The sequence below is a fragment of the Nocardioides acrostichi genome, from assembly GCF_015319165.1.
Classification (GTDB): Bacteria; Actinomycetota; Actinomycetes; order Propionibacteriales; family Nocardioidaceae; genus Nocardioides; species Nocardioides acrostichi.
In genome coordinates, this window is the sequence record NZ_JADIVZ010000005.1 from 90,592 (window position 1) to 105,408 (window position 14,817).

At 70.3% G+C, this 14,817-nt stretch carries 14 protein-coding genes; all 14 read right to left on the reverse strand.

Annotated features, from left to right (window positions below; all coding sequences use genetic code 11):
* Nucleotides 1-34: 34 nt before the first annotated feature.
* The gene (locus tag ISG29_RS11995; RefSeq protein WP_328828919.1) at nt 35-1,084 is read right to left on the reverse strand and encodes a heme-dependent oxidative N-demethylase family protein; all 1,050 of its coding nucleotides are present in this window, start codon (nt 1,082-1,084) and stop codon (nt 35-37) included.
* Nucleotides 1,081-2,061 carry a PDR/VanB family oxidoreductase gene (locus ISG29_RS12000; RefSeq protein WP_194503672.1) on the reverse strand — a complete coding sequence of 327 codons (981 nt, stop codon included), beginning with the start codon at nt 2,059-2,061 and terminating at the stop codon, nt 1,081-1,083. The genes ISG29_RS11995 and ISG29_RS12000 overlap by 4 nt, the downstream gene beginning before the upstream one ends.
* Complete coding sequence (locus ISG29_RS12005) at nt 2,058-2,588, reverse strand: dimethylamine monooxygenase subunit DmmA family protein (RefSeq protein WP_194503673.1); 531 nt, start codon at nt 2,586-2,588, stop codon at nt 2,058-2,060. Before ISG29_RS12005 ends, ISG29_RS12000 begins: the two co-directional genes overlap by 4 nt.
* Nucleotides 2,585-3,598, reverse strand: coding sequence for a heme-dependent oxidative N-demethylase family protein (locus ISG29_RS12010; protein ID WP_194503674.1), 1,014 nt, complete (start codon nt 3,596-3,598; stop codon nt 2,585-2,587). Before ISG29_RS12010 ends, ISG29_RS12005 begins: the two co-directional genes overlap by 4 nt.
* Nucleotides 3,595-4,596, reverse strand: a complete 1,002-nt coding sequence (locus ISG29_RS12015; protein WP_194503675.1) for a PDR/VanB family oxidoreductase — start codon at nt 4,594-4,596, stop codon at nt 3,595-3,597. Before ISG29_RS12015 ends, ISG29_RS12010 begins: the two co-directional genes overlap by 4 nt.
* Complete coding sequence (locus tag ISG29_RS21660; protein ID WP_194503676.1) at nt 4,593-5,114, reverse strand: dimethylamine monooxygenase subunit DmmA family protein; 522 nt, start codon at nt 5,112-5,114, stop codon at nt 4,593-4,595. Before ISG29_RS21660 ends, ISG29_RS12015 begins: the two co-directional genes overlap by 4 nt.
* A 13-nt stretch (nt 5,115-5,127) precedes the next feature.
* Complete coding sequence (locus ISG29_RS12025; RefSeq protein WP_194503677.1) at nt 5,128-5,520, reverse strand: cupin domain-containing protein; 393 nt, start codon at nt 5,518-5,520, stop codon at nt 5,128-5,130.
* A gap of 335 nt (nt 5,521-5,855) precedes the next feature.
* On the reverse strand, nt 5,856-8,144 hold the full coding sequence (locus ISG29_RS12030; RefSeq protein ID WP_194503678.1) for an FtsX-like permease family protein: 2,289 nt from the start codon (nt 8,142-8,144) through the stop codon (nt 5,856-5,858).
* Nucleotides 8,137-8,871: an ABC transporter ATP-binding protein gene (locus ISG29_RS12035; protein ID WP_194503679.1), complete on the reverse strand. Its 735-nt coding sequence runs from the start codon at nt 8,869-8,871 to the stop codon at nt 8,137-8,139. Before ISG29_RS12035 ends, ISG29_RS12030 begins: the two co-directional genes overlap by 8 nt.
* 7 nt (nt 8,872-8,878) lie before the next feature.
* Nucleotides 8,879-9,232 (reverse strand): hypothetical protein, encoded by a 354-nt coding sequence (locus tag ISG29_RS12040; RefSeq protein ID WP_194503680.1) that lies wholly within the window; start codon nt 9,230-9,232, stop codon nt 8,879-8,881.
* A gap of 340 nt (nt 9,233-9,572) precedes the next feature.
* Nucleotides 9,573-11,510: an ABC transporter ATP-binding protein gene (locus ISG29_RS12045; RefSeq protein WP_328828926.1), complete on the reverse strand. Its 1,938-nt coding sequence runs from the start codon at nt 11,508-11,510 to the stop codon at nt 9,573-9,575.
* Nucleotides 11,507-13,246 (reverse strand): ABC transporter ATP-binding protein, encoded by a 1,740-nt coding sequence (locus ISG29_RS12050; RefSeq protein WP_194503681.1) that lies wholly within the window; start codon nt 13,244-13,246, stop codon nt 11,507-11,509. The genes ISG29_RS12045 and ISG29_RS12050 overlap by 4 nt, the downstream gene beginning before the upstream one ends.
* A complete protein-coding gene (locus ISG29_RS12055; protein WP_194503682.1) occupies nt 13,237-13,857 on the reverse strand; it encodes a TetR/AcrR family transcriptional regulator in 621 nt (206 codons plus the stop codon). Before ISG29_RS12055 ends, ISG29_RS12050 begins: the two co-directional genes overlap by 10 nt.
* 312 nt (nt 13,858-14,169) lie before the next feature.
* Nucleotides 14,170-14,814: a pyridoxamine 5'-phosphate oxidase gene (gene pdxH, locus ISG29_RS12060; RefSeq protein ID WP_194503683.1), complete on the reverse strand. Its 645-nt coding sequence runs from the start codon at nt 14,812-14,814 to the stop codon at nt 14,170-14,172.
* Between the last annotated feature and the right edge of the window lie 3 nt (nt 14,815-14,817).

The following is a 14,817-nucleotide window of genomic DNA, read 5'->3' on the forward strand; positions in this document are numbered from 1 at the left end:
TTGCGCCACCCCCGTCCGGGCGGTCGGCGGGCGGTCAGTGGGCGAGCAGCCAGTCGGCCGTGCGGTGGCGGTACTTGGCGATGCCCTTGTACTCGGCCATGTCGTCGGGCAGCTCGCGGAGTACCTCGGCGGTGCGCAGCCGCCAGTGCTCGACGCCCGCGAGGTCGGCCAGAGGCAGCAGGTAGGTGCGGATGAGGAACATGACCGCGCCGGACTCCGGCAGCCGGATCAGGTGCTGCACCTCGACCCGCAGGTGCACGAGCCGGCCGAAGTCCTCGTCGTCCAACGTCTGCACCCACTCCCGGTCCGGCCCCCATTCGGGATAGAGCTCGGTCGAGACGTCGAGGCGGCGGCCGACGGTCAGCGTCCAGTTGGTACGCCGGTAGACCTCGCCGGGCTCGAGCCGCTTGAGGAACTCGTGCGCGCGCGTGATCACACCCTCGGCGTGCAGCCGTGGCACCGGGCCGTGGATCTCCAGGAACGTCATGCCGACGTCGAACCCGAACGACCAGTCGGCCGCGAAGGTCACCACGCCGGCATCGCCGTACAGCACGCCGTCGCGCTGGTCGAGCAGCACGATGTCCTCCTGCACCTGTGCGGCGATCCAGCCCAGCGGCTCGGGATGCTCGGGCGGCAACGTGTCGGTGTCGCCCAGGACGAAGGTGTGGTCGATGCCGAGCAGGTCGTTGCGCCAGCGATACGTCGGCCGCGCACCCCGCTCGAGCAGCGTCAGATCGCACTGGTCGGGGTGGGTGAGGGCGAGCTCGCGCATCAGGTCGAGGGCGGCGTCCCAGGCGGCCACGTGCATGTGCGGCAGCACCGCGTACCGGCTCGGGTCGACGGCCAGGATGCGGGCGCGCTCGGCGAGCTCGTGGTGGTACTCCGAGTCGATGTCGACCACCGCTTCGCCCCACTGGCCCGCCGGCGTCGACACCGCGGCTCGGCCCGGTTCGACGTTGGTGCTGTAGCGGTAGGTGGTCTGCGGGAACGGGAACGGGAAGGTCGCGATCAGGTCGGGGGACGTGCGCGCGTGACCCCTCGAGCGATCGTGGGTGACCCCTCGCGCTTCATGGACGGTGCTCACAGCAGAACCTCCAGGTGGGAGCGGCCGTCGGCGCCGGGCTGGGCCCGCGAGACACAGGCCATGACACAGTCGCCGGCCGCCTTGTCGTCATCGGTCAGGTACAGGTCGCGGTGCAGCAGCCCGGTGGCGGAGCCGACCTTGAGCCGGCACTCACCGCACACGCCTTGGCGACACAGGCTCGGGATCTCGCGACCCGCCTCCTCGAGTGCCTCGAGCAGGCTCACCCCGCTCGGCACGTCGAGCACGTCGCCGTCGACGCCGACCGTGAACGGCTCGCCGGGGGCGAGGGCATCGATGCCGAAGTGCTCCAGGTGCACACGGCCGGCGGGCCAGCCCGCCACGGTCGCCTCGGCCACGACGGTGTCCATGAAGCCGGCCGGCCCACAGGTGTAGAGGTGGGTGCCCATCGGTTGGGCACGCAGCCGACCGCGCAGGATCGTGAGCCAGGTGGCTCGGTCGTGCACGAGCGTGACGGCATCGCCGCCGAGTTCGACCAGGTCGTCGAGGTGTGCGCCCTGGCCGGGCCGCGCGAGGTGCAGCACCTCGACCGGTGCACCCCACCGCGCATGCGAGCGCAGGTGCGAGACCAGGGGGGTCACGCCGATGCCGGCCCCCAGCAGCAGGTGCCGGCTCGCCGGTCGCACCGGCGCGAAGGCACTGCGAGGCGGCAGCACCTGCACCTGCGAGCCCACGCCGAGCGTGTGCATCCAGGCCGAACCGCCATGACCGCCGTCGCTGTGGGGTACGTGCAGCACGGAGATCGAGTACCGGTCGGGGTGCAGGCTCTCACCGGTGAGCGAGTAGGCGTTGGCCAGCGGACGCTCACGACCCTCTCCCGCGGGGATCTCGACCACGACGTGGGATCCGGGGGTGTAGGACGGCAGGGTCGCACCGCTCGGATCGGCCAGGCTCAGCGAGCGGACGCCGGGAGCGGCATCCACGGCGTCGAGCACCACGAGGGACAGCGAGGCGCTCATGCCGGCCCCTCGGCGTCGACCATGAAGCCCAGGTGGGCACCCGTGCGGCGCGAGACGTGCGGGTAGACCAGCAACGTCCGTCCACAGCCCGCGCAGGCCAGCACGTCCTCCAGTTCGGCTGCGGCGCTGTTCGTGGCGTGGCAGTGCACGCACCACACCGATCGTTCGTCGACCGTGGTGACGGCCACCCGCAGTTCGGCGTCCGACAGCCCGGCGCGCACGGCTGCCGCCCGCACGGCGAGACATGCCTGCGCGGAGCCGGCGACCAGCACCCGGTGACCCACGAGCGCGTCGGCGAGGTCGGTCTCGAGTGCGTCCACCGCCTGCGCGGCGTCGGCGCAGTCGTGGTGCCGCACCCTCGCTCCGGCACAGCCGAGAGCGTCGAGCCAGTGCGCGGCCGCGGCGGCGCCGTCCGGACCGACCGAGAGGACGCTGTGGCTGGTGCCGGCATGGTCGACCGGCTCCACCACGGGTTCGCGCGCCCAGGCAGGAACGCTGGTGTAGTGCGGCGGGGCGGGCGCGCTCACACCGGCTCCCCCGTCGCGTCGGTCAGCCAGGCCATGGCTTCCTCCCGGTAGTCGGCGAACCCCTTGTAGGTCGCGAGGTCGTCTGGCAGCTCGAGCACGATCCGGGCCAGCTGGTCGCGCCAGGCAGGGATCTGCTTGATCTCCTCGAGCGAGGTCATGTGGGTACGGATGTTGAAGGTGAGGGCGCCGGTCATGGGCAGGCGGATGAAGTGCTCGACCTCGATGCGCAGCTGGAGCCGCCCCCAGTCGGCCTCGCGCACCAGCAGCGGGATGTCGGTGCCCCACTGCGGTAGTTCCTCCAGCGACACGTCGAGCTTGCGCGAGCCGGACGCCGAGAGCGTCCAGTTGACGCGTCGGTAGACCTGGTCGGCGGGCAGCCGCCGCAGGAACTGCTCCGCACGGGACGTGATGCCCTCCCGGGTCAGGCGGGGCACGGGATTGTGGATCTCGCGCATGGTCATGCCGACGTCGAAGGACACCGACCAGGCGGCGGCGAAGGTGACCAGGCCGGCGTCGAAGCAGAGGTCGCCGTCGCGGTCTTTGACCAGCAGCAGGTCGTCGGGGATCTCGCGGCCCAGGAACGTCATCGGGTCGGACGGCAGGGACGAGGCGTCGCCGAGCACGAAGCGCTGGTCGGTGCCCAGGGCGTGGTTGCGCCAGTGGAAGGCGTCGCCTTGTTCGTCGAGCTCCATCACGTGGGGGTAGCTCAGGGCGAGGTCGCGCAGGTAGTAGAGCAGCAGATCCCAGCAGGCCGGGATCATGCCCGGCATGATCCGGGTGCGGTGCGGGTCGGCGTCGAGGATGCGACGCCGGTCGGCCATGATCGCGCCGTACTCCTCACCGCCGAGGTCGACGATGTGGGCGCCCCACTCCCCCGCCGCCGTGCGGCGTGGCACCCTCGCGGGCTCGACGTTGACCGAGTAGCGGAAGGCGTCGAGGTCGTCGGGGAACGGCCAGGGCAGGCGCGTGGTGTGGCCGCTCAGGGGCGGCCCGGTCTGGAGCTGGGTCATGGGAGGTCCACCTCGATCACGGCGCCGGGGTGAGCGCCTCGGGAGACGCAGGAGGCCAGTCGGTCACCGGCCGCCCGCTCGTCGTCGCTGAGCACGAGGTCGCGGTGCTCGACCTCGCCGCCGCGCAGCGGCACGACGCACTCGCCGCACACCCCCTGGCGGCACAGGTTGGGTACGTCGACTCCGGCGTCGAGCAGAGCAGCCAGCAGGCTGGTGCCGGCCGGGACGTCGAGAGCGCGGTCGTCGGCGAGCCGCACGGTGAACGGCGAGCCGGGGTCGAGCTCGGGAGCCGCGAAGCGCTCGAGGTGCAGCCGCTCCTCGGGCCAGCCCGCGGCACGGCCGGCCTCGAGGTAGGCGTCGAGCATGGCTGGCGGACCGCACGCGTAGGCATGGGATCCGAGCGGCTGGTCGGCGAAGCGGTCGGCCAGCAGCCTCGTGGTGCCCTCGACCGTGGTCGCCTCGTGCAGGGTGATGCCGGGCGTGGTCGCCAGCTCACGCAGGTCGTCGAGGTGCGCGGCGTGGCCGGGACGGTAGGAGTACAGCACCTCGGCCGTGCCACCCCAGCGCACGATGGCGCGCAGGTGGCTGAGCACCGGGGTGACGCCGATGCCGCCGGCGACGAGCAGCGCGTGCCGCTGGTCGTGCCGCGGCGCGAAGGCCGAGCGTGGACCGCTCACCTCCACCAGGTCGCCCGGGCCCAGGGCGTGCATCCACGACGAGCCGCCCGTGCCGCCCTGCTCGGGACGCTTGTGGAGCACCGAGATCGCGTAGCTGCCGGGGAGCACCCCGTCGCCGGTGAGCGAGTAGGCGTTGTGCTTGACCTCGCCGTCGTGCCCGCGGGTGGTGAGGACGAGGTGCGAACCGGGCTCGTGCCCGGCCAGCGGCAGACCGTCGTCGGCGACCAGCCGCAGGTGCCGCACGGAGTCGGTGAGGTCGCGCACGTCGGCGACCCGCACGATCCGGGTGCCGGTCCGGTAGCCGGGGTGCCGGTGCGTCATGCGACGTCTCGCGCCCGGGCGTCGGAGGCCAAGAAGCTGCCCCGCACAGCGGAGTGGTGCGGGTGCACCTCGAGTCGCCGCCCGCAGCCGGGGCAGTCGACCTCCTCGCCGGGAGCCGTGTGCAGCCGGTGCGTCGCCCGGCAGTGCGCGCAGTAGACGGGCAGGTCGACCAGCGGTTCGTCCACGTCGACGACGAAGCTGCGCAACTCGGTCGGCCCCAGGCCGTGGGCCCGCGCGGTGGCGAGGACGGTGAGGACGTCGTAGGTGCCGCCCACGACGAGCACCCGCACGCCCGTGCGGGAGGCTGCCAGCGCCGGGCCCACGTCGTCCGGGTGGGAGACGACACGGCTCGGCGCGAGCGCCTCGGCCTCGGCGACCCACGCCCCGGCCACCGAGGCCGTGCGCGGATGGTCCCCCAGGGCGATCACGAGGTGGCTGGTGCCGCTGGGGTCGACGGACTCGGGCTGGGCCGGCCAGACCGGCAGCCCGAGTACCGACCCTCCGATGGGCTCGGACACGACTCGGCCCCGATCAGAGCAGGGTGGCGTCGCGGTCGCCGGCGTAGAACGCCAACGCGTACGACGGCGTCGAGAACGCGATGCGCGAGCCCTTCGGGAAGAAGATGGCGTCCTTGGCCTTGGCCACCATCGCCTGACCGGTGTCGATGTTCGTGAGCAGGAACTCGCCCTCGAGCACGACCTTCATCTCGTCGTACTCGTAGTCGTAGACCAGGGGCTCGTCGGTGTGCTTGAGCTCGAAGAACCCGCTGCACATGCGCGAGCCCTCGGGGTTCTCGTAGACATCGGCGATGTAGCCGTCGGAGGCCGGGTACTCCTCCATGCGCGGCAACCTCTTCCAGGCCTCGGGTGTGACCCGGAACGCGGCGGGGGCGGTGGTGGTGGCGGGTGCGGCGTCGGCAGACATCAGGGGCGCTCCAGTCCAGAAGGTCGATCACGAGAGGAAACTTCGTCTGCTCTCATGAAACATCTTCTCGGGTTTCACCCGTCTTGATGCCGCGTAACGATCGTGTGACCCGACCGCTGCAGCCGGCCCCGAGCGCGCTCAGGCCACGGCGGCCGCGAACTGCGAGCGGTACAGCCGGGCGTAGGCGCCGTCGGCGGCGACCAGGTCGTCGTGGGTGCCCTGCTCGACGATCGCGCCGTCCTCCATCACCAGGATCGTGTCGGCATCACGGATGGTGGAGAGCCGGTGGGCGATGACGAACCAGCAGCTCGGTGCGGGTCATCAGTTCCGATCTGTCATGAGTCCACCGCACCAGCGCGCTCGGTGCTTCGCAGCACCGTTGGCCATGACCAGAGCGCCACACCAAGGGTGCTCAGGACCACCGCCGCGGCCAGGGCTCCGTAGAGCGAGCCGCTCACTCCAGCCCGATCGTCGATGTGGTGCATGGCGAGCACCACCAGCCAGCCTGTTGCGATGGCCATGAAGCCCGCCAGGGTCGCCGGAGCCCAGACAGCCCACAGATGGACGGCAAACAGCTGGCGCCGCGAAGCGCCGAGCACGCGCAGAACCCGCACACGCGGACCCCTCTCTTGAGCATCCGCCATGGCCACCACCAGCATCGCCAGCAAGCCGATGAGCAGACTGAGTGCCGCAGCCAGCCGCAGCCACTCGACCTGCGTCGGATACTGCTGAGTGTCGGGGTTATGACGATCCAAGGCTCCAAGGTCGAACTGGATGGTGGGCTCCAAAGACGAGAACGTGGCCAATGTGACGCGTGCCGACGAAGCGGGCGAGAGTGTCAAGAACGTGGCGCCATCGCCTTGCGGGGTCGAAGGCGCACGGCTGGGCGGCAACACCAGCGCGCCTCTCAGTTGGCGCGGCAACCCCTCGATCCAGGCGATACCGACCCTGCCAGGCAGTCGGACACGGCCGGCGCCGGCAATATCGATCGTCGAGCCGAGCGATCGCAGCCTGGCCTGAGTTGGCAGGCGGCCCAGCCAACGCGGACCAGGGTCGGACTCACAGTTTCCCGGGCTCGCTGCACCCACGAGGCCGGCGAGTTCATCGCACGTCGCGAAGACAACTCCCAGGGGCACGCTGCCGGTCGTGACCGACCGGACTTCGATCGCTTTGTCGAGTGCTGGCACCGACCGCACCCGGCTGAGCGTGAGAGCTCCCGAGAGATCCGTCGCGACGATCGGAACCTGCTGCTGGGCTCGCGCTCTCGCCTCCCAGGCTTGGGCGGTACCGCCGTCGAGCAGCGCCGTGAACGCGACGCTCCCTATCAGCAACACGATGATCACGCTCATCACACCGGCGAGTCGCAGCGTGAGCGCGACGCGGTCGGACGCGAGCCGCCGTCCGACCAGCTGGGTGGGGCCTGCGGACCCGAGCCGCCGTCCCAGCACTCGAGTCACCAGCTGCGGACCGGCTACGGCTAATCCCGCTGCCGCGGCGACGAGGCCACCCCAGAGGGCCAAGGGCGTCAGTCCGTTGCGCAGGTCTGTGAGCGACGGTAGGGCCAGCAGAAGCAGGCCCAGCACCAGCGCACCCACACCAGTGCGGGAGATGCTGGCGTCTGCAGTGGCGGCTCGTCGCGCGGGCCTTCGCTCCCGTGCGTCAGCCGCCACGCACCCGCAGGTGGTCCCGATGAGACCCAGACAGATGACCAGGCGGGTCGCGAACGAGAGTTGCACGTCGGAGGCGAAGAACCCCACGTCGGTACCTGGAAGTCGCGTCGCCCATGAGGTTGTCCAGGTGTACAGCCCTGCCGCGACGATGCCGGCGGGAATGCACACCGCCGAGGCCTCCAGGAACTGCAGTGCCCAGACGCGACGAGCATCCACCCCGATGAGGCGAAGCGCTGCAACGCGCTGACGACGACGCGCAGAGGCCAACCGCGACACGACGACAAGGAAGAAGCCGAGCGGCAGCCACACGAGCACGACCACGTAGCCTGCGACGCTCAAATCGAGTACTCGTTGGCTGGCAACCGCCTCGGCTGGCTCACTGGCGGGGCCGGCCTGACCGCTGTCGCCGCCGAAGCCCTCCACCGGAACCAGGAGACCGCGCCGGGCAGACACCCCGATCACGGCGCGCAACTCATGCGGCTGTCGGAGACCGACATCGTCGATGGTGCCCACCAGATGCTCAGCGCCGAACAAGGCGGCGACGACCGGGTCACGTTCGACGAGGCGGACAAGATCGGGCGAGGCGTAGAAATCACCGGCCTGGGGTACCCGTGGCACCCCGGGGATCGCGACCTCATCCGCACTCGCGTCATCGCCCGCCGCGAAGAACTCACGATCGATCGTCCGGCCGTTCCATCGCCGTTGGGTCAGGGCCGCCGGGTCGATCATCCGCAGTCCGATCGACTCTGCCGAACCGCCGTCAGGCACCAGTACGGCCGAGAGATCAGTGGACCGTTGATGCTGCCGGCCAATGGCTTGGATCGCCGAGGCCGAGCCCAGCCCCACCAACACGATCACCGCCATGCCGACGGCCAGCAGCAGCGAGAGCCAGGCACCTGCACCTCGCTGGACGAACCGGCGTGCCAGCCAGGCGAGGCTTCTCGCGTCATCCAAGGCGGTGCCCGGCTGCTGCAGAGGGGTGCCCAGCCACGCTTCCCGCGCTGAGGTCGACGCGGCGATCGCACAGCATTGCGATCGCCGGGTCGTGGGTCACGATGCACAGCGCCGACCCCGCGTCGCCGGCAACCCCCACCAGCAGGCGCAGCGCCTCTCGTGCCGAATGCTCATCGAGGGCCGAGGTCGGCTCGTCGGCCAGGATGAGCGGAGGGCTGCCCAGCACGGCCCGCACGATGGCCGCGCGCTGCAACTGGCCCATCGAGACCTCGAAGACTCGCCTGTCCAGGAGTTCCGCGATGCCCAGCCTCTCAGCCAGGATCTCGGCGGCATCGGCGTGCTCGGCTATCCGGCGCCGACCGGACCTGAGCATGGACGGAAGACAGATGTTCTCCAACAGTGTGAGCTCCGGCAGGAACTCGTCAGCCTGGAAGACGATTCCGATCCTATGCAGGCGAGTGCGCGTCCATCGACGACGTGCGTGCGTTTGTCGTTCACCAGCGATCCAGACTTCGCCACGCTCGGGCTTCACCAGGCCGGCGATGGCTGCAAGCAAGGTCGATTTTCCGGATCCGCTGGCCCCGCCGATGGCGACGGACTCGGCAGTAGCGACGGAGAGCTCGATGTCGTCGAGCACGCCGACGCCGCCGCGAGATACCGAGAGGTGGCGGACATCGAGCACGCACGAATCGTCAGCCACGTCACGATGGACCATCGGTTCGACCATGTCGCTCCTAAGAGACACCCGTCTTCTTGGCACTGCAGTCATCTGGGAAGGCGTTATGTTGCTGACAGACCTTGAGTGTGACGGTCTTGCCCTCTGGCCAGTCGAAGTTCAAGGATTGCGTCTTGCCAGACTGCCCCAGATTCCAACGCCCGGATGCTCCCGGGCCGCTCCAGTCCACGTAGACGTCCGGCTGAAACCCGACGCCGTGGTACACCTCGCCGTAGGCCACGAAGTTCGCTTTCGCGTCATGATCGCCCGAATTCCAGGTCCAGGCGATGTTCTGCGACGCGAACGCTGCGCCTGAAAGTGAGATGACCGGTCCGGCAATTGCCGCCACAACGATCGCATGCGTCTTCTTCACGAAGATTCCCTTCTGCCACACGACAGCCCCAGACGCGGGATATCGATGCGATAGAACCCGAGAGAATGCGCCGATCGTGTCACACAGATGATTGATGCCTGCATCGCGAAATAGCTGACATCACTGACTTTACTTTCTCCAGAGTCCCCCCTACGCCGAATGTCAACACCACGCCCTCGCCAGTCTTGGCGGGATCCATCGCTGCCTGAGCATGAACTGCATGGAGCCACCCCGGCGACACAAGAGTGAGTAGAAGCGGGAGCTCGACCCTCGCCCGACGTCTCTCGACGAGCAGGCATCTGCCCATCGCCGAGCAGACACGTGCCGTGCGGCCAGAACCTCAGGCCACGGCGGCCGCGAACTGCGAGCGGTACAGCCGGGCGTAGGCGCCGTCGGCGGCGACCAGGTCGTCGTGGGTGCCCTGCTCGACGATCGCGCCGTCCTCCATCACCAGGATCGTGTCGGCATCACGGATGGTGGAGAGCCGGTGGGCGATGACGAACGACGTGCGGTCGCTGCGCAGGGCGGCCATCGCCTGCTGCACCAGCAGCTCGGTGCGGGTGTCGACGCTCGAGGTGGCCTCGTCGAGGATCAGCAGCGCTGGGTCCATCAAGAACGCGCGAGCGATGGTCACCAGCTGCCGCTCGCCCGCCGAGAGGTTGGCGCCGTTCTCCTCCAGCAGCGTGTCGTAGCCGTCGGGCAGCGAGTGCACGAACCGGTCGACGAACGTGGCCTCGGCGGCGGCCAGCACCTCGGCGTCCGTCGCGTCGGGACGGCCGTAGGCGATGTTCTCGCGGATGGTGCCCGCGAACAGCCAGGTGTCCTGGAGCACCATGCCCACCTGGGCACGCAGCGCCTGGCGGGTGCGGGTGCGGGTGTCCACGCCGTCGAGGGAGATGGTGCCGGCGTCGACGTCGTAGAAGCGCATGACGAGGTTGACCAGCGTGGTCTTGCCGGCGCCGGTCGGGCCGACGATGGCGACCGTGTGGCCGGGGCGGGCCACCAGCGACAGGTCGGTGATGAGCGGGGTCGCCGGGTCGTAGCTGAACGCCACGTGCTCCATCGACACCTCGCCGCTGGCCCGACCGGGCTCGGGCTCGCCAGTGTGGTCGAGCGACTCCTCGGGGGCGTCGAGCAGCTCGAAGACCCGCTCGGCCGACGCGACGCCCGACTGCAGCAGGTTGGCCATCGAGGCGATCGTGGTGATCGGCTGGTTGAACTGCCGCGTGTACTGCACGAACGCCTGCACCTCGCCGAGCGTGATGGCGCCGCTGCTGACGCGCAGCGCGCCGACGACGGCGACCAGCACATAGGTGAGGTTGGAGACGAACATCATCGTCGGCATGACCAGGCCGCTGACGAACTGCGCCTTGAACGACGCCTCGAACAGCGCCTCGTTCTGCTCGGCGAAGGTGCGCTCGACCTCGTCGCTGCGCCCCAGCGTCTTGACCAGCGCATGGCCCGAGAACGCCTCCTCGATGTGCGCGTTGAGCTTGCCGGTCGTGCGCCACTGCGCGACGAACTGGCTCTGCGAGCGCTGCATGATCGCCCGGCTGGCGACCAGCGAGACCGGCACGCTGACCAGCGCCACGAGCGCCAGCAGCGGGCTGATCAGGAGCATCATGGCGAGCACGCCCAGCACCATCAAGATCGCCTGCACCAACTGGCTCATCGTCTGCTGGAGAGTCTGGCTGACGTTGTCGATGTCGTTGGTCACGCGGCTCAGCAGCTCTCCGCGGGGCGAGCGGTCGACGTAGCTGAGCGGCAGCCGGTGGATCTTGTCCTCGACCTCGCCACGCATCCGGCCGATGGTGCGCTGCACGACGCCGTTGAGGACGAAGCCACCGAGCCACGAGAGCACGGAGGCCGCCACGTAGATGGCCAGCACCAGCAGCAGGGTGCGCGCGACGGCACCGAAGTCGACCCCCTCGCCGGGCACCACGCCCTGCCCGCGCACGGAGTCCGGCAGCGCGGACTGCGGCGTGCCGGCCGGGATCCGAGAGCCGATGAGCCCGCGGAAGACCAGGTCGGTCGCGTGGCCGAGCATCCGCGGCCCCAGCACCATCAGCCCGACCGAGCCGAGGATCAACAACAGCACCAGCGCAGTCCACGCCCGTTCCGGGCGCAGCATGCCCAGCAGCCGCCTGGCCGACGGACCGAAGTCCAGTGCCTTCTGGCCGACCTGGCCACCACCCATGGGACCGCGCCCGGGGCCGCCTTGGGGCGCCTCGATGCGCTCGGTCTTCTTCATCGACACACCCCGGGACGTGTCGCTCATACCGCGGCCTCCTCGGAGGTGAGCTGCGAGGAGACGATCTCCTGGTAGGTCTCGCACGACGCGACGAGCTCGGCGTGCGTGCCCCTCCCCACGACGACGCCGTCGTCGAGCACCACGATCTGGTCGGCGGCCTTGATCGAGGCGACTCGCTGGGCGACGACGATCACCGAGGCGTCGACGGTGACCGGGGCGAGGGCGGCGCGCAGCCGGGCATCGGTGGCGAGGTCGAGCGCCGAGAACGCGTCGTCGAAGAGGTAGACGGCCGGACGCCGCACCACGGCGCGCGCGATCGCCAGGCGTTGCCGCTGGCCGCCGGACACGTTCGTGCCGCCCTGGGAGATCGGGGCGTCCAGGCCGTCGGGCATGGCCGCGACGAAGTCGCGAGCCTGCGCCACCTCGAGGGCCGACCACAACTCGTCGTCGGTCGCGCCGGGCCGTCCGTGCAGCAGGTTGGAGCGCACGGTGCCGGAGAAGAGGTAGGCCTGCTGCGGCACGAGTCCGAGCTGCGACCAGAGATCCTCGGGGTCGAGGTCGCGGACGTCGACCCCGGCGACCCGCACCGAGCCGGAGGTCGCGTCGAAGAGGCGGGATACCAGGTTGAGCAGGGTCGTCTTGCCCGAGCCCGTCGACCCGATGATCGCGACGGTCTGGCCCGGGCGGGCCGAGAGCGAGACCTCGCGCAGCACCGGCTCGTCGGCGCCGGGGTAGGCGAAGCTGACCGTCTCGAGGTCGACGTGGCCGCGGCGCTCGGCGTCCAACGGCTGCGGTTGCGGCGGCGGCAGCACGCTCGTGGTGGTGCCGAGCACCTCGCCGATGCGGTCGGCGCACACGGCGGCCCGCGGCACCTGCATGAGCATGAAGGTGCCCATCATGATCGACATCAGGATCTGCATCAGGTACGCGAGGAACGCCGTGAGCGCGCCGATCTGCATCTCACCGGCATCGACGCGGTGGCCACCGAACCAGATGACTCCGACGCTGCCGACGTTCACGATGAGCATCGCCAGCGGGAACATCGTCGCCATCCAGCGGCCTGCGCGGGTGGCGACGTCGGTGAGTCCGGCATTGGCCACCGCGAACCGCTGCGTCTCGTGCCGCTCGCGCACGAAGGCGCGCACCACGCGGATGCCCGTGATCTGCTCGCGCAGCACCCGGTTGACCTCGTCGATGCGCACCTGCATGAGCCGGAAGCTCGGCACCATGCGCGAGATCACGAAGCCGACGCAGACGATCAGCGTCGGCACCACGACGGCGAGGATCCAGCCCAGGCCGAGGTTCTCGCGCAGTGCCATCACGACACCGCCGACCATCATGATCGGGCTCATGATGGCGATGACACACGCCATCACGACCATCATCTGTACCTGCTGCACGTCGTTGGTGGTGCGCGTGATGAGGCTGGGCGCGCCGAAGGTCTGCACCTCGCGCATCGAGAACGAGCTGACCCGGTGCACCAGGTCACGGCGCAGGTCGCGACCGAACGCCATCGCCGTGCGGGAGCCGTACCAGGCGCCGCCGTAGCTGGCGCAGACCTGCACGACGGAGACGAGCAACATCAGCCCACCCAGCCGCCACACCGCTGCGGTGTCTCCGGCGACGATGCCCTCGTCGATGATCCGTGCGTTGAGGCTGGGTAGGTAGAGCATGGCGAGCACGCCGAGCACTTGGAGCACCAGCACGCGGGCCAGCCACGACCGGTAGGGCACCAGGCGGGTGCGGAGCAGGGTCACGAGCATGCGGCGTCCTGGGTGATCGCAACGGTCTCGGAGCGGGCGAACGGCGCGAGCAGGCCGCCCAGGACGGTGTCGACCACGGCTTCGGCCTCGAGGTAGTGGCCGTCGGAGATGTGCGGGTGCGCGCCCGCGAACGCGAGCAGGCGCAGCCGGTGGCAGAACTCCTGCGGTGGGACCGTCAGTCGTTCGGCGTCGCGGCCGACCACCCGCACCATCAGCTCGGCCAGCCGCGCCCGCCACAGCTCGGCCTCCGGACTGTCGTGCACCGGCGGCTTGACCAGCCCGACCTTGCGCATCAGGTCGAAGGTCGCGCGGTAGCGCTGCTGGAGGATGCTGGTCATCAGCACCAGCCGCTGGCGCAGCGGCTTCGTGGGATCGATCTCCTCGAGCCGCTCGACCACCGCCCCCGGGGTGAAGGCCCGCGAGATGGCTCGGTCGACCAGCTCCTCCTTGGTGTCGACGACCCGGAAGATCGTCCCCTCCGCCACCCCCGCCGCCTCGGCGATCTGCTTCGTGGTCACGGCGCGGCCGTGCTCGCGCAGCAGCAGCAGGGTCACGTCGACGAGCTGGTCGAGGCGATCGTCGGGCGAGAGGGGTCGGGCGCGGGGAGGCATCCGAGCCAGGCTAAGTGAGTGAGCGCTCACTCACAAGGTGGGCCGCGAATTCACCGGCCGGCCGGTGAATTCGCCCCTGGGACGGCGGAATCTCACCGTCCCAGCGGAAGGATCGCCGTCCCACCCCCGGCTCCGCGACGTCGCCCGGACGATCCGGCCGCGCTGTCCTCACGGCGCCAGCCGGTCGCGCCGTCCCACCCCCGGCTCCGCGACGTCGCCCGGACGATCCGGCCGCGCTGTCCTCACGGCGCCAGCCGGTCGCCGTCCCGCCCGGAGCCCCGACGTCGCCCGGACGATCCGGCCGCGCTGTCCTCACGGCGCCAGCCGGACGACGTCCCACCCCTCGGCGGTGCCGCGGTACACGAGCCGGTCGTGCATGCGCCCGCGGCGGCCCTGCCAGAACTCCACAACCTCGGGCTCGACGCGGTAGCCGCCCCACTCCTCGGGCGCCGGAACGTCGTCGACACCCTCGAAGCGCTCCTCGGCAGCCTCGTAGGCCGCCTCGAGCTCGCCGCGGCCGTCGACCACCGCCGACTGGTGCGAGGCGTGCGCCCCCAGCCGCGACTCCCGGGGCCGGACGGCGAAGTAGGCGTCGACCTCCTCGCGCGACAGCGGCTGCGCGACGCCCTCGACGCGCACCTGCCGTTCGAGGTCATGCCACGGGAACAGCAGCGCGCACCGCCCCTCGCCCCCCAGATCGCGACCCTTGCGCGAGGAGGTGTTGGTGTAGAAGACGAACCCGCGCTCGTCGTAGCCCTTGAGCAGCACCATCCGCGAGGACGGCGCGCCGTCGGCGCCGACCGTCGAGACCACCATCGCGTTGGGCTCGCCCAGGGCCTCGGCGGCCTCGTCGAACCAGCGGCCGAACATGGTGACGGGGTCGCCCGCGAGGTCACTCTCCGCCAACCCGCGGGCGGCGTACTCATGACGGAGGGAGCGCAGCTGGTCGGAGTCCATGTC

What these genes read in the sequence shown, in the direction of transcription:
- ISG29_RS12035 (WP_194503679.1), bottom strand. Translation starts at nt 8,871, where the DNA reads ATGGTCGAACCGATGGTCCATCGTGACGTGGCTGACGATTCGTGCGTG.
- ISG29_RS12000 (WP_194503672.1), bottom strand. Translation starts at nt 2,061, where the DNA reads ATGAGCGCCTCGCTGTCCCTCGTGGTGCTCGACGCCGTGGATGCCGCT.
- ISG29_RS12010 (WP_194503674.1), bottom strand. Translation starts at nt 3,598, where the DNA reads ATGACCCAGCTCCAGACCGGGCCGCCCCTGAGCGGCCACACCACGCGC.
- ISG29_RS12025 (WP_194503677.1), bottom strand. Translation starts at nt 5,520, where the DNA reads ATGTCTGCCGACGCCGCACCCGCCACCACCACCGCCCCCGCCGCGTTC.
- pdxH (WP_194503683.1), bottom strand. Translation starts at nt 14,814, where the DNA reads ATGGACTCCGACCAGCTGCGCTCCCTCCGTCATGAGTACGCCGCCCGC.
- ISG29_RS12045 (WP_328828926.1), bottom strand. Translation starts at nt 11,510, where the DNA reads ATGAGCGACACGTCCCGGGGTGTGTCGATGAAGAAGACCGAGCGCATC.
- ISG29_RS12015 (WP_194503675.1), bottom strand. Translation starts at nt 4,596, where the DNA reads ATGACGCACCGGCACCCCGGCTACCGGACCGGCACCCGGATCGTGCGG.
- ISG29_RS12050 (WP_194503681.1), bottom strand. Translation starts at nt 13,246, where the DNA reads ATGCTCGTGACCCTGCTCCGCACCCGCCTGGTGCCCTACCGGTCGTGG.
- ISG29_RS12055 (WP_194503682.1), bottom strand. Translation starts at nt 13,857, where the DNA reads ATGCCTCCCCGCGCCCGACCCCTCTCGCCCGACGATCGCCTCGACCAG.